Genomic DNA, 15421 nt, shown 5'->3' with positions numbered 1-15421 from the left:
CTCAATGGGCGATGGGTTCGGCGCCCGGCGCGCTCGCGGTGAGCTCTGCGACGAAACGGTAGGCGAGACGGCGGGCGTCCGCATCCGCGGCGAGAACGTCCGCCAGCGTCGCGGCGCTCGTATTCGGCAGCGCGTTCAGCACGCGCTCGACCACGCCGCCGATCGCCATGAAGCCGATGCGGCGCTCCAGGAACGCTTCCACGGCGATTTCGTTCGCCGCATTCAGCGCTGCGCTCGCGATGCCGCCCGCTTCGAGCGCCTGGATGGCAAGCGCGAGGCACGGGAATCGTGCGAAATCGGGCTTCTCAAACGTGAGGGTCGCAATCTGCGCGAGATCCAGCGGCGCGACGCCCGAGTCCACACGGTCAGGATACGCCAGTGCGTGCGCGATCGGCGTGCGCATGTCGGGGTTGCCGAGTTGCGCGAGGACCGAGCCGTCGGCGTAGGAAACCATCGAATGAATCACGCTCTGCGGATGGATCAGCACCTCGATGCGCGAACCCGGCAGATTGAAGAGCCAGTGCGCCTCGATCACTTCGAGGCCCTTGTTCATCATCGTCGCGGAATCGACGGAGATCTTGCGACCCATCGCCCAGTTCGGATGCTTGACGGCTTCCTCGGGCGTGACGTTCGCGAGCGTTGCCGGCTCGCGCGTGCGGAACGGGCCGCCGGACGCCGTCAGGATAATCTTGGAGACGCCGCCATGCAGCTTCGCTTCCTTGTCCGCGCACGGCGGCAGGCACTGGAACACGGCGTTGTGCTCGCTGTCGACCGGCAGCAGGATCGCACCGTTGTCGCGCACCGCGTCCATGAAAATCTGGCCGGACATCACGAGCGCTTCCTTGTTCGCGAGCAGGATGCGTTTGCCGGCCCGCGCAGCGGCGAGCGTGGGCGCGAGACCCGCCGCACCCACGATGGCCGCGACGACCGTATCGCACTGCGCCGCGCGTGCCACCTCGGCGAGCGCTTGCGCCCCGTACGTGACTTCGGTCTTGCAGCCCTGCGCGCGCAACGCCGCCGCCACGCGCTCGGCCGTTTCGGCGTCGCCGACGACCGCCACTTCGGGCTGAAATTTCAGGCATTGCGCGACGAGTTTGTCGCCGTTGCGGTGAGCGGTGAGCGCATAGACCGAGAAGCGGTCCGGGTGCCGTGCCACGACGTCGAGCGTGCTGTCGCCGATCGAGCCCGTGGAGCCGAGCAATGTGAGACGTTTTTGCATAAATTCTTCTCTAGCCGATTAGCCAAGCATGAGCAATGCGATCGGCAATACGGGCAACAATGCGTCGATGCGGTCGAGGACGCCGCCGTGACCGGGCAAGAGGCCGCTCGAGTCCTTGACGCCGGCCTGGCGCTTGAGCAGCGACTCGAACAGGTCGCCGACCACGCTGAACGCGACCAGCACGGAAAGCGCGACGAACGAGCGATCCCAGCCGAGATGCTCGACGAAGGCGGTAAACACGGTAGGCGCATAAAAGCCGGTGGACGCGGCGAGCGCGCCGATGGCGATGACGGCGAGCCACCCGCCGACGGCGCCCTCCCAAGTCTTGCCCGGGCTGATCGACGGGGCGAGTTTGTGGCGGCCGAGCGCTTTTCCGGCGAAGTATGCGCCTATGTCAGCCAGCCAGACTACTAGAAGAAGCGATAGCACGAATGCCACGCCTCGCGTGCGCGCATCGACGACGGCATGCCAGCACGCCAGAAACACGACGATCCCTGCGAAAAGCAGGAATGCGCGCCACGCGTGGGCGGCCAGCGCCGGCTTGCGCAGCAATGCATAGGGACCGGCGAGCACCCAGAAAATCGCGGCCATCTGGTACAACGGCGCGGACCTGATGCCGAGAAACGTGCTGAAAAGAAGCGCGAGTCCGGCAACGAGCGCGTAGGCGACGGGCCCTGCCCCATTCAGCTTGAGCAGACGCCCCCATTCCCAGGCCGCGAACACCACGACCAAACCGATGAGCGCCCCGAACGCGCCGACCGGCGCGAACAGCGTGATCGGCACAAGTACCGCGAGCAGGACGATTGCCGTGATGACACGGGTTCTTAGCATGAAAGGGTGTCGGCCTTCTGCGATTGCGAAGCGAGTTGCGCGCTCGTACGCCCGAAGCGGCGCTCGCGGTCGCCGTACGAAGCGATCGCGCGATCGAGCGCGTCGGCGTCGAAGTCGGGCCAGTAGATGTCGGTGAAATAAAACTCGGTGTACGCGAGTTGCCACAGCAGGAAATTGCTGATGCGCTGCTCGCCGCCCGTGCGGATGAAGAGATCAGGCTCTGGCGCATAGGCCATCGCGAGATGCTCGCCGAACGACTCGTCGTCCACGCGCGCGGGCGCGCCTGCTTCCAGGGACTCGGCGATGAGCTTCTTTGTCGCCTGCATGATGTCCCAGCGCCCGCCGTAGTTAGCGGCGATGGTCAGCGTGAGACGCGTGTTGCGCGCCGTCTTGGTCTCGGCGCGTTGAATCAGCGCGCGGATGCGATCGTCGAACATGCTGATGTCGCCTACGACGCGCAGGCGGATACCGTTCGCGTGCAGCTTGCCGATCTCGCGCTCGAGCGCGGTCACGAACAGGCGCATCAGGAAGGACACCTCGTCGGTCGGACGGCGCCAGTTCTCGGAGCTGAACGCGAAGAGCGTGACGAACTCGACGCCGCGCCGCGCGCAGCTCTCGACGGTCGCGCGAACCGCATCGACGCCGCGCGTATGACCGGCGACGCGCGGCAGGCGGCGCTCGGTCGCCCATCGGCCATTGCCGTCCATGATGATCGCGACGTGGCGCGGGACAGCCGCGACATCGGGCACGGTTACGGTGGAGCTGGTATAGGTCATGGCCGCTGAATCTGGGAATCTGAAAGAGTGAAAGCCAGCCCGAATGTATAACCCCCGGGGCCGGCAGGACCGTTCCTACGGTCTCACACCGTCATGATTTCGGATTCTTTGGTTTGCACGAGCTTGTCGATCTCGGCGACGAACTTGTCGGTGAGCTTCTGCACTTCTTCGCTTGCACGGCGCTCGTCGTCTTCCGAAATCTCCTTGTCCTTCACGGATTTCTTCAGTTGATCGTTCGCGTCGCGACGCAGGTTGCGCACAGCGACCTTCGCGGTCTCGCCTTCGCTCTTCACGACCTTCGTCAGTTCCCGACGGCGCTCTTCGGTGAGCGCGGGCATCGGCACGCGGATCAGGTCGCCTTGCGTGGCCGGGTTCAGACCGAGATCCGATTCGCGGATCGCTTTCTCGACGACCGGGACCATCTTCTTTTCCCACGGCTGCACGCCGATCGTGCGCGCATCGACGAGCGTCATGTTTGCGACCTGGGAGATGGGCACATTCGAGCCGTAGTAATCGACCTGGATGTGGTCGAGCAGCCCCGTGTGGGCGCGGCCCGTGCGAATCTTGGCGAGATCGGCCTTGAACGCTTCGATCGACCGCTGCATCTTCTGGTCGACGCTCTTCTTGATGTCAGCCACACTCATTTTGAACCTCCAAACCTGGGTTTTTACCGGCGATAGCGGCGCATCCCGCGCGAGGCGTTCCGCCAGCCGCGCGGCGCCTGATATCGCGAGAGTTTACACGTGGACGAGGGTTCCTTCGTCGTCGCCCTGCACGATGCGCTTCAAGGCGCCCGGCTTCGTGATCGAGAACACGCGAATCGGCAGTTTCTGGTCGCGGCACAGGGCGAACGCAGTCGCGTCCATCACCTGAAGATTCTTGCCGATTGCCTCGTCGAAGCTGATCGTGCTGTAGCGCGTCGCGTGCGGATCCTTCTTCGGGTCGGCGGAGTATACGCCATCGACCTTCGTCGCCTTCAACACCACTTCGGCGCCGATTTCCGAGCCGCGCAGCGCGGCCGCCGTGTCCGTCGTGAAGAACGGGTTGCCCGTGCCGGCCGCGAAGATCACGACCTTGCCCTCTTCGAGCTGGCGAATGGCGCGCGGACGGATGTACGGCTCAACCACCTGGTCCATGCGCAGCGCCGACTGCACGCGCGCCTCGATGCCCGCGTGACGCATGGCATCCTGCAGCGCGAGCGCGTTCATCATGGTGGCGAGCATGCCCATGTAGTCGGCCGTTGCGCGATCCATGCCGGCCGCGCCGCCCGCCACACCGCGGAAAATATTGCCGCCACCGATGACGACGGCGAGCTGCGTCCCGATCCGCACCACCTCCGCGACATCCGCCACCATCCTTTCGATCGTTGCGCGATTGATGCCGAAAGCATCGTCGCCCATGAGGGCTTCGCCGGAGAGTTTGAGGAGTACGCGTTTGTAGGCTGTGGGCATATGAGTTTCCGATCGCGCCGAGGAGGGTTGCAACAACGTAGAACTGTAGGGGTGAAACATTACTTACCGCAAGCGGGCCGGATCGGGCGGCGGGCGCGGTAGATCAGGGGTTACCCCTAGCCTACCGCGCCCGCTGCTTGTGCGATCCGGATCGCTGAATGCGTGCGGCGGAACATTCCGCCGCAGGTACTGCGAACTCGGCGCGCCGCCGCGCTATGACAGCACGCGCGCCTTAAGCGAACCTTAGCGAGTCTTAGGACTGCTTGGCCGCCGCAACCTGCGCCGCGACTTCGGCCGCGAAGTCGTCCTGACGCTTTTCGATGCCCTCGCCCACCACGAACAGCGCGAACTTCTGCACCGATGCGTTGCCGGCCTTGAGCATCTGCTCGATCGTCTGCTTGTCGTTCTTCACGAACGGCTGATTCAGCAGCGACACTTCCTTCAGATACTTCTGGATCGAGCCGTCAACCATCTTCGCGACGATCTCGGCCGGCTTGCCCGACTCGGCAGCCTTCTGCTCGGCGATGCTGCGCTCCTTGGCGATGAGATCGGCCGGCACTTCGTCCGACGACAGCGAGACCGGCTTCATCGCGGCGACGTGCATCGCGACATCCTTGCCGACCTGCTCGTCCGCGCCGGTGAACTCGACCAGCACACCGATGCGGGTGCCATGCAGATACGACGCGATCTTGTTCGCGGTTTCGAAGCGCACGAAACGGCGGATCGACAGGTTTTCGCCGATCTTGCCGACAAGCGCGAGACGCACGGCGTCGACCGTCGAGCTTTCCAGCGGCAGCGCCGACAGGGCGGCAACGTCAGCCGGATTCTGCTTGGCCACGAGCTCGGCAATCGTCTTGCCGAATGCCATGAAGTCGTCGTTTTTCGCGACGAAGTCGGTTTCGCAGTTCAGCTCGACGAGCGCGCCCACGCCGCCTTCGACGTGTGCCGTCACGATGCCTTCTGCCGTCACGCGCGATGCCGCCTTGCTCGCCTTGTTGCCGAGCTTCACGCGCAGCAGCTCCTCCGCCCGCGCCATGTCGCCGTCGGCTTCCGTCAGCGCCTTCTTGCATTCCATCATCGGCGCATCGGTTTTCGCGCGCAGTTCTGCCACCATGCTTGCGGTAATTGCCGCCATCATTCGCTCCTTGAGTCTGTTTGATACGTGCCGCCGGCTTCGAGCACCCGCGGCAGAAATTGGTTTCAACTATCGCGAATCATCGCGCCGACTAAAAAAAAGGGGCCTTTCGCAAAGCCCCCTTTTTTGTCGGCCGCAGGCTCGATTACGCCTCTGCGTTGACCTCGACGAACTCGTCGCCTTCGCCGTTACGGACGGCCTGGACAACGTCGTTCACCGCGTTTGCGCGGCCTTCGAGGATCGCGTCAGCAACGCCCTGAGCGTACAGCGACACAGCCTTGGACGCGTCGTCGTTGCCCGGGATCACGTAGTCGATGCCTTCCGGCGAGTGGTTCGTGTCGACCACGGCGATGACCGGAATGCCGAGCTTCTTCGCTTCGGTCACGGCAATCTTGTGGTAGCCGACGTCGATCACGAAGATCGCGTCCGGAATGCCGCCCATGTCCTTCACGCCGCCGATCGACTTTTGCAGCTTGGCGATCTCGCGTTCGAACAGAAGCGCTTCCTTCTTGCTCATGCGCTCGGTTTCACCCGACTCGACAGCCGCTTCCATGTCCTTCAGGCGCTTGATCGAGACCTTCAGCGTCTTGAAGTTGGTCAGCATGCCGCCGAGCCAGCGTGCGTTCACGAACGGCATACCGGCGCGCGCTGCTTCCTGCGCGATGGTGTCACGCGACTGGCGCTTCGTGCCGACGAAAAGAATCGTGCCGCGGTTCGCTGCCAACTGGCGCACGTACTTCAGCGCGTCGTTGTAGAGCGGCAGGGTCTTTTCGAGGTTGATGATGTGAATCTTGTTGCGATGACCGAAGATGTACGGGGCCATCTTGGGGTTCCAGAAGCGCGTTTGGTGACCGAAGTGGACACCGGCTTCCAGCATTTGACGCATCGTGACTGCCATGAAATTCTCCGCGAGGGTTAGGTCTTAAGCCGGCTGCCGCATCCTGCGCCCGGTTTTTTCGCTTTCCGGACGCCGGACACCCTGGGTGCGCCGGCTTGCGTATCGACTTGAAACGATTTTCCAAGCCGCGATCCGTCAATCACTGCCGTCTTGTTCCATAGGAACCATGATGGCAATCTGGATCACGACTTAGCCTTCGAGTATAGCATGTGAGGATTGGTCGGCTCAAGCCATGCGCGGATCGGAAACTGCGCGCCTTCGCGGCCAGCGGCCTTGCCGGCGCACCTTCCGCCCCGAACTATCCGGGTGCAGCGCAATTCTTAAGGTGCGATAATGCCGCTTTCGCGGCTCACTCCGCACCCACGCATTTCGGCCCAAGTCATGTCCATTACGCTGAAAAACGAACACGATATCGCGCAGATGCGCGTCGCCTGCCGGCTCGCCAGCGAAGTGCTCGATTTCATCACGCCGCATATCGTTCCCGGCGTGACGACCGAGGAACTCGATCGCCTCTGTCACGAATACATGGTGAAGGAACAGGGCACCGTTCCCGCACCGCTCAATTACCAGCCGCCCGGTTATCCGCCGTACCCGAAAGCCACCTGCATCTCGGTGAACGACGTGATCTGCCACGGCATCCCTGGCGAAAAGGTGCTGAAAAACGGTGATGCGCTGAATATCGACATTACCGTCATCAAGAACGGCTATTTCGGTGATACGAGTCGGATGTTCATCGTCGGCGAGGGCTCGATTCTGGCAAAACGCCTCGTCCAGACCACGTTCGACTGCATGTGGCTAGGCATCGACCAGGTGCGCCCCGGCGCGCATCTCGGCGACATCGGCGCGGCGATCCAGAAACACGCCGAGGCGCAGGGCTACAGCGTCGTGCGTGAATACTGCGGCCACGGCATCGGGCAGGTGTTCCACGAGGAGCCGCAGGTGCTGCACTACGGCCGTCCGGGCACGGGCATCGAACTGCAGGCCGGCATGATTTTCACCGTCGAGCCCATGATCAACGCGGGCCGCCGCGAAATCCGCACGATGCCCGACCAGTGGACCGTCAAGACGCGCGACCGCAGCCTCTCGGCGCAGTGGGAGCACACGGTGCTCGTCACGCCGACAGGGTACGACGTGCTGACCGTCTCGGCGGGCACGCAGTCGCCGTCGCAACTGATTGCCGCAACCGCCTGAATCGCGTCTCCTGGCGCTCGCCGTGCATGCACTCGGGCGCATCCTTCCGTCGTCCTCGCCAATTTCCTTTCATGAGCGTAACCGCCGCCGTCGCCACGCCCTGTGAAACGCTGCGCGCCGCCTACAAGGCAGCGAAGGCGGCGCTCATCGAACGCTTCGGTGCGGCGTCGAACGTCGAGCCGCTGATGCACGCGCTCGCCCGCGCCACCGACGACGCGCTCAAAGGCGCGTGGGCTGCCTGCGCAATGCCCGGCGGCGCTACGCTCGTCGCGGTCGGCGGATATGGACGCGGCGAGCTCGCGCCCTATTCCGACGTAGACATTCTCGTGCTTCTTCCCGAGTCGTCGCCGCAAACCAGCGATGCGGAGCTGAACGGCTGCGTCGAGCGTTTCATCGGCATGGCGTGGGATCTGGGACTCGATATCGGCAGCAGCGTGCGCTCGGTCGAGCAATGCATCGCCGAGGCCAGCAATGACATCACCGTGCAGACCTCGCTGCTCGAAGCGCGGCGCATTTGCGGCGACATGCCGCTTTTCCAGCGCTTCTCCGCGCGCTATCGCGAGACACTGGATCCGCGCGCGTTCTTCCAGGCGAAAGTGCTGGAAATGCGCCAGCGTCACGCGAAGTTTCAGGACACGCCCTACAGCCTCGAGCCGAACATCAAGGAAAGTCCCGGTGGCCTGCGCGATCTGCAACTGATTTTATGGATCGCTCGCGCGGCGGGCTTCGGCAGCAGCTGGCGCGAACTCGACGCGCGCGGGCTCATCACCGAGCGCGAAGCACGCGAGCTGCGCCGCAACGAAGGTTTTCTGAAGGCGCTGCGCGCGCGTCTGCACGTTATCGCGAAGCGTCGCCAGGACATTCTCGTGTTCGATCTGCAGACGCCCCTCGCGGAAAGCTTCGGCTTCGAGGCGACCACCGCCAAGCGCGCGAGCGAGCAACTGATGCGTCGCTATTACTGGGCGGCGAAGGCGGTCACGCAGCTCGCGACCATTCTGATCCAGAACGTCGAGGCACAGCTTTTCCCGTCGACGAGCGGCATCACGCGCGTCATTTCCGGACGCTTCGTCGAGAAGCAAGGCATGCTGGAAATCGCCCGCGACGACGTGTTCGAGCGCGAGCCGCACGCGATTCTCGAAGCGTTTCTGCTGTACGAACAGACGCGCGGCATCAAGGGATTCTCCGCGCGCACGCTGCGCGCGATCTACAACGCGCGTGATCTGATGGACCGCGACTGGCGGCGCGATCCCGAAAATCGCCGGCTTTTCATGGAGATCCTCAAGCAGCCCGAAGGCATCACGCACGCATTTCGCCTGATGAACCAGACGAGCGTGCTCGGGCGCTATCTGCTGAACTTCCGGCGTATCGTCGGGCAGATGCAGCACGATCTCTATCACGTCTATACCGTCGATCAGCACATTCTGATGGTGCTGCGTAACCTGCGCCGCTTTGCGATCGCCGAGCATGCGCACGAGTACCCGTTCTGCAGTCAGTTGATGGGCAACTTCGAGCGTCCGTGGGTACTTTATGTCGCGGCGCTCTTTCACGATATCGCGAAGGGCCGCGGCGGCGATCACTCGACGCTCGGCATGGCGGACGCCCGGCGCTTCTGCCGCGAGCACGACATCGGGGCCGAAGATACCGAGCTCGTCGTCTGGCTCGTGCAACAGCATCTGACGATGAGCCAGGTCGCGCAGAAGCAGGACACGAGCGACCCGGAAGTCATCAAGCAATTCGCGTCGGTGGTGAAAACCGAGAGGCGGCTCACCGCGCTTTACCTGTTGACCGTCGCCGATATCCGCGGCACGAGCCCGAAGGTCTGGAACAACTGGAAAGGCAAGCTTCTCGAAGACCTTTTCCGTGCGACGCAGGCAGTGCTCGGCGGCGCGCAGCCGGATACGCATTCGGAGCTCAAGTCGCGGCAGGAAGCGGCGCTGGCGCTGCTGCGCCTGGAAACCGTGCCGGAGCACGCGCAAAAGCGCCTGTGGGATCAGCTCGACGTCGGCTATTTCCTGCGCCACGATCCGGCCGACATCGCGTGGCAGACGCGTGTGCTCTACCGGCACGTGGAAAGCGACGAGCCGATCGTGCGCGCGCGGCCCTCACCCATCGGCGCGGCCTTGCAGGTGCTGGTCTACGTGAAGGATCGGCCCGATCTCTTCGCCGGCATCTGCGCGTATTTCGACAAGAACGGTCTCTCCGTGCTCGATGCCCGCGTCACGACGACGCGCCACGGCTACGCACTCGATAACTTCCTCGTCGCCCATCCGGATCACGATGGGAGTTATCGCGACATCGCCAATCTGGTCGAGCAGCAACTGGCGGCGCTGCTCGCGGACGAGCGCATTCTGCCGGAACCGTCGAAGGGCCGCGTGTCGCGGCTCGTGCGCACGTTTCCGATCACGCCGCGCGTGGACCTGCGTCCCGACGACCGCGGCCAGTACTACATCCTGTCCGTGTCGGCCAACGACCGGCAGGGCCTTCTTTATTCCATCGCGCGCGTTCTGGCGCAACACCGGATCGGCGTGCAGGCGGCACGGATCAACACGCTCGGCGAACGCGTCGAGGACGTGTTCCTGATCGACGGCAAAAGCCTGTCGAACAACCGTACCCAGATCCAGGTGGAAACCGAACTGCTGCGCGCGATCGCAGCCTGAGACTTTATGCGCGTCAAACTGACAGCCAAACATCCGCGTCCCACCTCGGCGACGCGCTCACCGGTTCGAACCGGCACGACCACCGGGCGCAAGCCTGCTCGCGCGCCGGCGCCGGAAGAGGCGCATCCGAGGCGCGCGTCCCAGCCGACGACCGACAAGCGGGGCGATGCGCCCCGCGAAGCGCGTGCGTTCAAGCCGCGTGGCGACGATTCGCGCCCTGCGTCTGGCGAGCGAGGCCCGCGCAAGTCGTTCGAAGGTCGGCCGCCGGCGCGTGGCGAACGGCCAGCGGGCAGCGACGAACGTCGCCCGTTCAAGCCGCGCGGCGACGATTCACGTCCTGCGTTCGGCGAGCGCGGTCCGCGCAAGTCGTTCGAAGGTCGGCCGCCGGCGCGTGGCGAACGGCCAGCGGGCAGCGACGAACGTCGCCCGTTCAAGCCGCGCGGCGGCGACGATTCACGTCCTGCGTTTGGCGAGCGAGGCCCGCGCAAGTCGTTCGAAGGCAGGCCGCCGGCGCGTGGCGAGCGTCCCACGGGCAGCGACGAACGTCGCCCGTTCAAGCCGCGTGGCGACGATTCGCGTCCGGCGTTTGGCGAGCGAGGCCCGCGCAAGTCGTTCGAAGGTCGGCCGCCTGTACGCGGCGAACGGCCAGCTGGCAGCGACGAACGTCGTCCGTTCAAGCCGCGCGGCGACGATTCACGTCCCGCGTTTGGCGAGCGCGGTCCACGCAAGTCGTTCGAGGGCCGGCCGCCTGTACGCGGCGAACGGCCAGCGGGCAGCGACGAACGTCGCCCTTTCAAGCCGCGCGGCGACGATTCACGTCCCGCGTTTGGCGAGCGCGGTCCGCGCAAGTCGTTCGAGGGCCGGCCGCCGGCACGCGGCGAACGCCCAGCGGGCAGCGACGAACGTCGCCCTTTCAAGCCGCGCGGCGACGATTCGCGTCCCGCGTTTGGCGAGCGCGGTCCGCGGAGATCGACTGACGATCGCCCATTCAGATCGCGCGAGGATCGGGCGCCGGGCGCGCGTCCGCCACGTCGTGACGACGATCGGCCATTCGCGAAACGCGACGATCGAGGCGAAACGCGCACGCCGGCAATGAAGCCCGCGACCGGCGCTTCGGCACCCGGCGCCGAATCCGCGCCGAAGCACCGCGATCACAACGACGGCCTCGTGCGTCTGTCGAAAGTGATGTCGGAACTCGGCCTCTGCTCGCGCCGCGAGGCCGACGAATGGATCGAGAAAGGCTGGGTGCTTGTCGACGGAGAAGTCATCGACACGCTCGGCACGCGCATCCGTCCGACGCAGAACGTCGAAATCCTGCCCGCGGCGCGTTCGGCGCAGTCGCAACTCGTCACGATCCTGCTGCACAAGCCGGTCGGCTACGTGTCGGGTCAGGCGGAAGACGGCTACGAGCCCGCGGTCACGCTCATCAACCCGGCCAATCACTGGGAAGAGGATCGCTCGGGCATCCGTTTCGCGCCGGGGCATCTGCGCACGCTCGCGCCAGCGGGCCGTCTCGACATCGATTCCACCGGACTTCTCGTGCTGACACAGGACGGCCGCATCGCGAAGCAACTGATCGGCGGCCACTCGGAAGTCGATAAGGAGTACCTCGTGCGCGTGCGCTTCGGCGAGCACACGGTCGATGTCGAGCAGCACTTGCCCGCAGAGAAGCTCGCGCTCCTGCGTCACGGTCTCGAACTCGACGGCGTGCCGCTCAAGACGGCGCAAGTGAGCTGGCAGAACGGCGAACAGCTTCGCTTCGTGCTGCGCGAAGGCAAGAAGCGGCAGATTCGCCGGATGTGCGAACTGGTCGGGCTGGATGTCGTCGGTCTGAAGCGCATCCGCATGGGCCACGTCACGCTCGCCGCGCTGCCGCCCGGCCAGTGGCGCTACCTCGGCCCGAACGAAACTTTCTGAGCAAGAAGCCGCACACAGTCCGCCCGCACGTCCGTAACGTGCGGGCGAGCGCGTGTTGCGTCGCAAAAATACGACGTTCCAGCGAAAAAATCGGCACGATGCAGCCCCGGTCGTGCCTTTTCATTTTCAGCCGCTTTTTGACTAAAGAAAATGAATCGTCGATCCGATACACCTGTCAGGCGGATGCGCGCCACGCGCGGCCTCGTCGCTCAGGCAGACGGAAGCAGAATCAGCAGCATTGAACGGCATTGATGGATGGAGAAATGGCCATGTCAGTTGAGATCATCGTTCGTGAGACCGGAACCGGTCTGGAGATCGTGAGCGGCCGGCGACGGCTCGAAGCCCTGCTCGCCCTGCGCGACGAAGTCGTCGTGATGAGCCCCGGCGTCGGCGAAATGGTCATCGCCCGCCTTCCCGATGGGCGCCTCCAGGCATCCGCGAATCCGGAGCACGTCGCCCTGTTCCGTCAGCCGGAAATCAGCGGCAGCTCGAAAACGTTGGCGTAAAAAAGCCGCTTCTGCCGAAGCGGCCTTCCGGTGATTTCCTCGCGGTTCGAACTGCGTAGCGTCAGTCGTCGCGCGCCGGGTCAAGCCCGGGAAAGAGCACCTCCGTGAAGCCGAACTTCGAGAAATCAGTGATGCGCATCGGATAGAGCTTGCCGATCAGATGGTCGCACTCGTGCTGCACGACGCGCGCGTGAAAACCCTCGGCGAGCCGCTCGATGGCATTGCCGTACTGGTCGAAGCCCTGGTAGCGGATCATCGAAAAGCGCTGCACCGCACCGCGCAGGCCCGGCACGGACAAGCACCCTTCCCAGCCCTCCTCCATGTCGTGCCCGTTCGGCGTGATGATCGGATTGATGAGCACGGTTTCGGGCACCGACGGCGCGTCCGGATAACGCTCGTTCTGCCCGAAGCCGAAGATCACCACCTGCAGATCGACGCCGATCTGCGGTGCGGCGAGGCCCGCGCCGTTGGCGTCGCGCATTGTGTCGAACATGTCCTGCACGAGCGCGTGCAGTTCGGGCGTGTCGAAATGCTCGACCGGCTGCGCGATACGCAAAAGCCGCGGATCGCCCATCTTCAGGATTTCGCGAATCATGGAGTGACTCCTTCCAAAAGCTTACGCATGCCGTCTTCGTCGAGAACAGGAACACCGAGTTCCTCAGCTTTCGCGAGCTTGCTGCCCGCTTCCGCACCCGCCACGACGTAGTCGGTCTTCTTTGACACAGAGCCGGCCACTTTCGCCCCGGCCGCCTCGAGCATTTCTTTCGCTTCTTCGCGCGCGAGCGTGGGCAGCGTACCCGTCAGCACGACGGTCTTGCCGGCCAGCACGCCTTGCGGCGCCTTGGGCGCAGGCGGTCCTTCCGGCCACGACACGTTCATGCGCAATTGCTCGATCACGTGCTGGTTGTGTTCTTCGCTGAAGAAGTTGTGAATCGCTTCCGCAACGATCGGGCCGACATCGTTGACTTCGAGCAGTTCTTCCACGGATGCCGCCATGATCGGATCCAGCGAGCCGAAATGCTTGGCCAGATCTTTCGCCGTCGATTCGCCCACGTGCCGGATGCCGAGCGCGTAGATGAAGCGCGCGAGCGTCGTCTTGCTCGCTTTCGCCAGCGAATCGATCAGATTCTGCGCGGATTTGTCCGCGAAGCGGTCGAGCGCGGCGAGTGTCGAGAAGCCGAGATTGAAAAGGTCGGCGGGCGTGCGCACGAGGTTCTGGTCGACCAGTTGGTCGATGATCTTCTCGCCCAGCCCGTCGATATCGAGCGCGCGGCGCTGTGCGAAGTGCCAGAGTGCCTGCTTGCGCTGTGCCGGGCAGAAGAGCCCGCCCGTGCAGCGCGCGATTGCCTCATCCGGCAGACGCTCGATTTTCGAGCCGCAGACGGGGCATTCCGTCGGCATGACGAATTCGCGCGCATCGGCGGGACGGCGGTCGAGAATCGCGCCGACGACCTCGGGAATCACGTCGCCCGCCCGGCGCACCGTGACCGTATCGCCGATGCGGATGTCCTTGCGCCGGACTTCGTCCTCATTGTGCAGCGTCGCGTTGGTGACCGTCGCGCCGCCGACGAACACCGGCGCAAGACGCGCGACCGGCGTGATGGCTCCCGTGCGGCCGACCTGCACGTCGATGGCGAGCAATTGCGTCAGCGCTTCCTGCGCCGGAAACTTGTGCGCAAGCGCGAAGCGAGGCGCACGCGACACGAAGCCGAGCTGGTCCTGCTCGTCACGGCGATCGACCTTGTAGACGACACCGTCGATGTCATACGGCAGCTTGTCGCGCTTCTCGCCGATCTTGCGGAAAAAACCGAGCAAGCCGTCCGCGCCCTCGACCACCGCGCGCTCCGCGTTCACGGGCAAGCCCATTTCCTTGTACCAGTCGAGCAGCGCCGCGTGTGTGGCAGGCATCTCGGCGCCTTCCAGCACGCCGATGCCGTAAGCGAAGAACGACAGCGAACGTTGCGCGGTCATCTTTGGGTCGAGCTGGCGCAAGCCGCCCGCCGCCGCGTTGCGCGGATTCGCGAATTCACGCTGCCCCGCGTCGCGCTGACGCGCATTCAGGCGCTCGAAGTCGCGCTTGAACATCAGCACTTCGCCGCGCACGTCGAGCCGCTTGGGCACGTTCTTGCCTTTCAGCGTAAGCGGAATCGAGCGGATAGTGCGCACGTTCGCGGTGACGTCCTCGCCAGTCGCACCGTCGCCGCGCGTGGCTGCCTGCACGAAATGGCCGTCGTCGTAACGCAGCGAAATGGCGAGGCCGTCGAACTTCAGCTCGCACGCGTAATCGATCGGCGTGTGACCCAGCGCGTCGGACACGCGCTTGTCGAACGCGACTATGTCCTCGTCCGCAAAACCGTTGTTGAGCGAAAGCATAGGCACGTCGTGGACGACCGGCATGAAGCCCTCGGCCACTTCACCGCCCACGCGCTGTGTGGGCGAATCCGGCGTGATGAGATCCGGGTGATCGGACTCGATGCCCTGAAGCTCCTTGAAGAGCGTGTCGTACTCTGCGTCGGGCAGATCCGGGTGATCCAGCACGTAATACGCGTAATTCGCGCGCTCAAGTTCCGAGCGCAGCCACGCCGCGCGCTCGGCCGGACGATCGGCGCTCGGCACGGCGGCTTCCGACCTGGCGGAAACGGCGGACTCGGCTTTTGTTTTTCGGGACATGCGGCTTCGGAAAAGTGGATAACTCAGTCAACCGACCGTTCGATTGTCTCAGAAGATCGGTAAATCGTGGCGTCGGCCGGATGGCCTAAGTGCGGGCCTCGGTGCGTCAGCACGCACGCAAAGAAAAGCGCCCCGGCCGGGGCGCGATTTCTTGCAGCGAGCGCGCATTG

13 protein-coding genes are annotated in these 15421 nt (G+C 64.4%); 4 read left to right on the top strand and 9 right to left on the bottom strand.

Going from position 1 to position 15421, the window contains the following annotated elements; translation table 11 throughout:
• Position 1: 1 nt before the first annotated feature.
• The 7 genes from NCR38_RS05660 to rpsB all read right to left on the bottom strand — a co-directional run bounded on the left by NCR38_RS05660 (position 2) and on the right by rpsB (position 6310).
• Positions 2–1219 carry a 1-deoxy-D-xylulose-5-phosphate reductoisomerase gene (locus tag NCR38_RS05660; protein WP_061117564.1) on the bottom strand — a complete coding sequence of 406 codons (1218 nt, stop codon included), beginning with the start codon at positions 1217–1219 and terminating at the stop codon, positions 2–4.
• 18 nt (positions 1220–1237) lie between these two features.
• A complete protein-coding gene (locus NCR38_RS05655; protein ID WP_061117565.1) occupies positions 1238–2050 on the bottom strand; it encodes a phosphatidate cytidylyltransferase in 813 nt (270 codons plus the stop codon).
• Positions 2044–2826 carry a polyprenyl diphosphate synthase gene (uppS, locus tag NCR38_RS05650; protein WP_061117566.1) on the bottom strand — a complete coding sequence of 261 codons (783 nt, stop codon included), beginning with the start codon at positions 2824–2826 and terminating at the stop codon, positions 2044–2046. The genes NCR38_RS05655 and uppS overlap by 7 nt, the downstream gene beginning before the upstream one ends.
• A gap of 83 nt (positions 2827–2909) precedes the next feature.
• Positions 2910–3470: a ribosome recycling factor gene (frr, locus tag NCR38_RS05645; protein WP_061117567.1), complete on the bottom strand. Its 561-nt coding sequence runs from the start codon at positions 3468–3470 to the stop codon at positions 2910–2912.
• Between the two features lie 93 nt (positions 3471–3563).
• Entirely contained in the window at positions 3564–4277 is a 714-nt protein-coding gene (pyrH, locus tag NCR38_RS05640; RefSeq protein WP_008350086.1) for a UMP kinase, read from the bottom strand.
• A 253-nt stretch (positions 4278–4530) separates the two neighbouring features.
• Positions 4531–5412 carry a translation elongation factor Ts gene (gene tsf, locus NCR38_RS05635; protein WP_061117568.1) on the bottom strand — a complete coding sequence of 294 codons (882 nt, stop codon included), beginning with the start codon at positions 5410–5412 and terminating at the stop codon, positions 4531–4533.
• A gap of 145 nt (positions 5413–5557) precedes the next feature.
• The gene (gene rpsB / locus NCR38_RS05630) at positions 5558–6310 is read right to left on the bottom strand and encodes a 30S ribosomal protein S2 (protein ID WP_061117569.1); all 753 of its coding nucleotides are present in this window, start codon (positions 6308–6310) and stop codon (positions 5558–5560) included.
• Positions 6311–6691: 381 nt separating this feature from the next.
• Here rpsB and map point away from each other — a divergent pair, with 381 nt between their 5' ends.
• From map to NCR38_RS05610, 4 genes are all read left to right on the top strand, one after another.
• Entirely contained in the window at positions 6692–7501 is an 810-nt protein-coding gene (gene map, locus NCR38_RS05625; RefSeq protein ID WP_061117570.1) for a type I methionyl aminopeptidase, read from the top strand.
• A gap of 71 nt (positions 7502–7572) precedes the next feature.
• Positions 7573–10158 (top strand): [protein-PII] uridylyltransferase, encoded by a 2586-nt coding sequence (locus NCR38_RS05620; RefSeq protein WP_061117571.1) that lies wholly within the window; start codon positions 7573–7575, stop codon positions 10156–10158.
• A 6-nt stretch (positions 10159–10164) separates the two neighbouring features.
• Positions 10165–12075, top strand: a complete 1911-nt coding sequence (locus NCR38_RS34435) for a pseudouridine synthase (protein WP_250476550.1) — start codon at positions 10165–10167, stop codon at positions 12073–12075.
• 269 nt (positions 12076–12344) lie between these two features.
• A complete protein-coding gene (locus NCR38_RS05610; RefSeq protein ID WP_143756312.1) occupies positions 12345–12581 on the top strand; it encodes a hypothetical protein in 237 nt (78 codons plus the stop codon).
• Between the two features lie 61 nt (positions 12582–12642).
• On the opposite strand, the gene def is transcribed toward NCR38_RS05610, so the two are convergent.
• Together def and ligA are read right to left on the bottom strand one after the other, a co-directional pair.
• The gene (gene def / locus NCR38_RS05605; RefSeq protein ID WP_035503534.1) at positions 12643–13176 is read right to left on the bottom strand and encodes a peptide deformylase; all 534 of its coding nucleotides are present in this window, start codon (positions 13174–13176) and stop codon (positions 12643–12645) included.
• Positions 13173–15251: an NAD-dependent DNA ligase LigA gene (gene ligA, locus NCR38_RS05600; protein ID WP_061117573.1), complete on the bottom strand. Its 2079-nt coding sequence runs from the start codon at positions 15249–15251 to the stop codon at positions 13173–13175. The genes def and ligA overlap by 4 nt, the downstream gene beginning before the upstream one ends.
• Between the last annotated feature and the right edge of the window lie 170 nt (positions 15252–15421).

Source organism: Caballeronia sp. INML1, assembly GCF_023631085.1.
In the GTDB taxonomy this organism is placed as follows: Bacteria; Pseudomonadota; Gammaproteobacteria; order Burkholderiales; family Burkholderiaceae; genus Caballeronia; species Caballeronia turbans.
Note: the sequence above shows the minus strand (reverse complement) of the source record. Positions and strands in the feature narration are given on the sequence as shown.

Bases quoted from the DNA above. Each gene is read 5' to 3' on its own strand.
- NCR38_RS05660 (WP_061117564.1), bottom strand. From the start codon at position 1,219: ATGCAAAAACGTCTCACATTGCTCGGCTCCACGGGCTCGATCGGCGAC.
- NCR38_RS05655 (WP_061117565.1), bottom strand. From the start codon at position 2,050: ATGCTAAGAACCCGTGTCATCACGGCAATCGTCCTGCTCGCGGTACTT.
- uppS (WP_061117566.1), bottom strand. From the start codon at position 2,826: ATGACCTATACCAGCTCCACCGTAACCGTGCCCGATGTCGCGGCTGTC.
- frr (WP_061117567.1), bottom strand. From the start codon at position 3,470: ATGAGTGTGGCTGACATCAAGAAGAGCGTCGACCAGAAGATGCAGCGG.
- pyrH (WP_008350086.1), bottom strand. From the start codon at position 4,277: ATGCCCACAGCCTACAAACGCGTACTCCTCAAACTCTCCGGCGAAGCC.
- tsf (WP_061117568.1), bottom strand. From the start codon at position 5,412: ATGGCGGCAATTACCGCAAGCATGGTGGCAGAACTGCGCGCGAAAACC.
- rpsB (WP_061117569.1), bottom strand. From the start codon at position 6,310: ATGGCAGTCACGATGCGTCAAATGCTGGAAGCCGGTGTCCACTTCGGT.
- map (WP_061117570.1), top strand. From the start codon at position 6,692: ATGTCCATTACGCTGAAAAACGAACACGATATCGCGCAGATGCGCGTC.
- NCR38_RS05620 (WP_061117571.1), top strand. From the start codon at position 7,573: ATGAGCGTAACCGCCGCCGTCGCCACGCCCTGTGAAACGCTGCGCGCC.
- NCR38_RS34435 (WP_250476550.1), top strand. From the start codon at position 10,165: ATGCGCGTCAAACTGACAGCCAAACATCCGCGTCCCACCTCGGCGACG.
- NCR38_RS05610 (WP_143756312.1), top strand. From the start codon at position 12,345: ATGTCAGTTGAGATCATCGTTCGTGAGACCGGAACCGGTCTGGAGATC.
- def (WP_035503534.1), bottom strand. From the start codon at position 13,176: ATGATTCGCGAAATCCTGAAGATGGGCGATCCGCGGCTTTTGCGTATC.
- ligA (WP_061117573.1), bottom strand. From the start codon at position 15,251: ATGTCCCGAAAAACAAAAGCCGAGTCCGCCGTTTCCGCCAGGTCGGAA.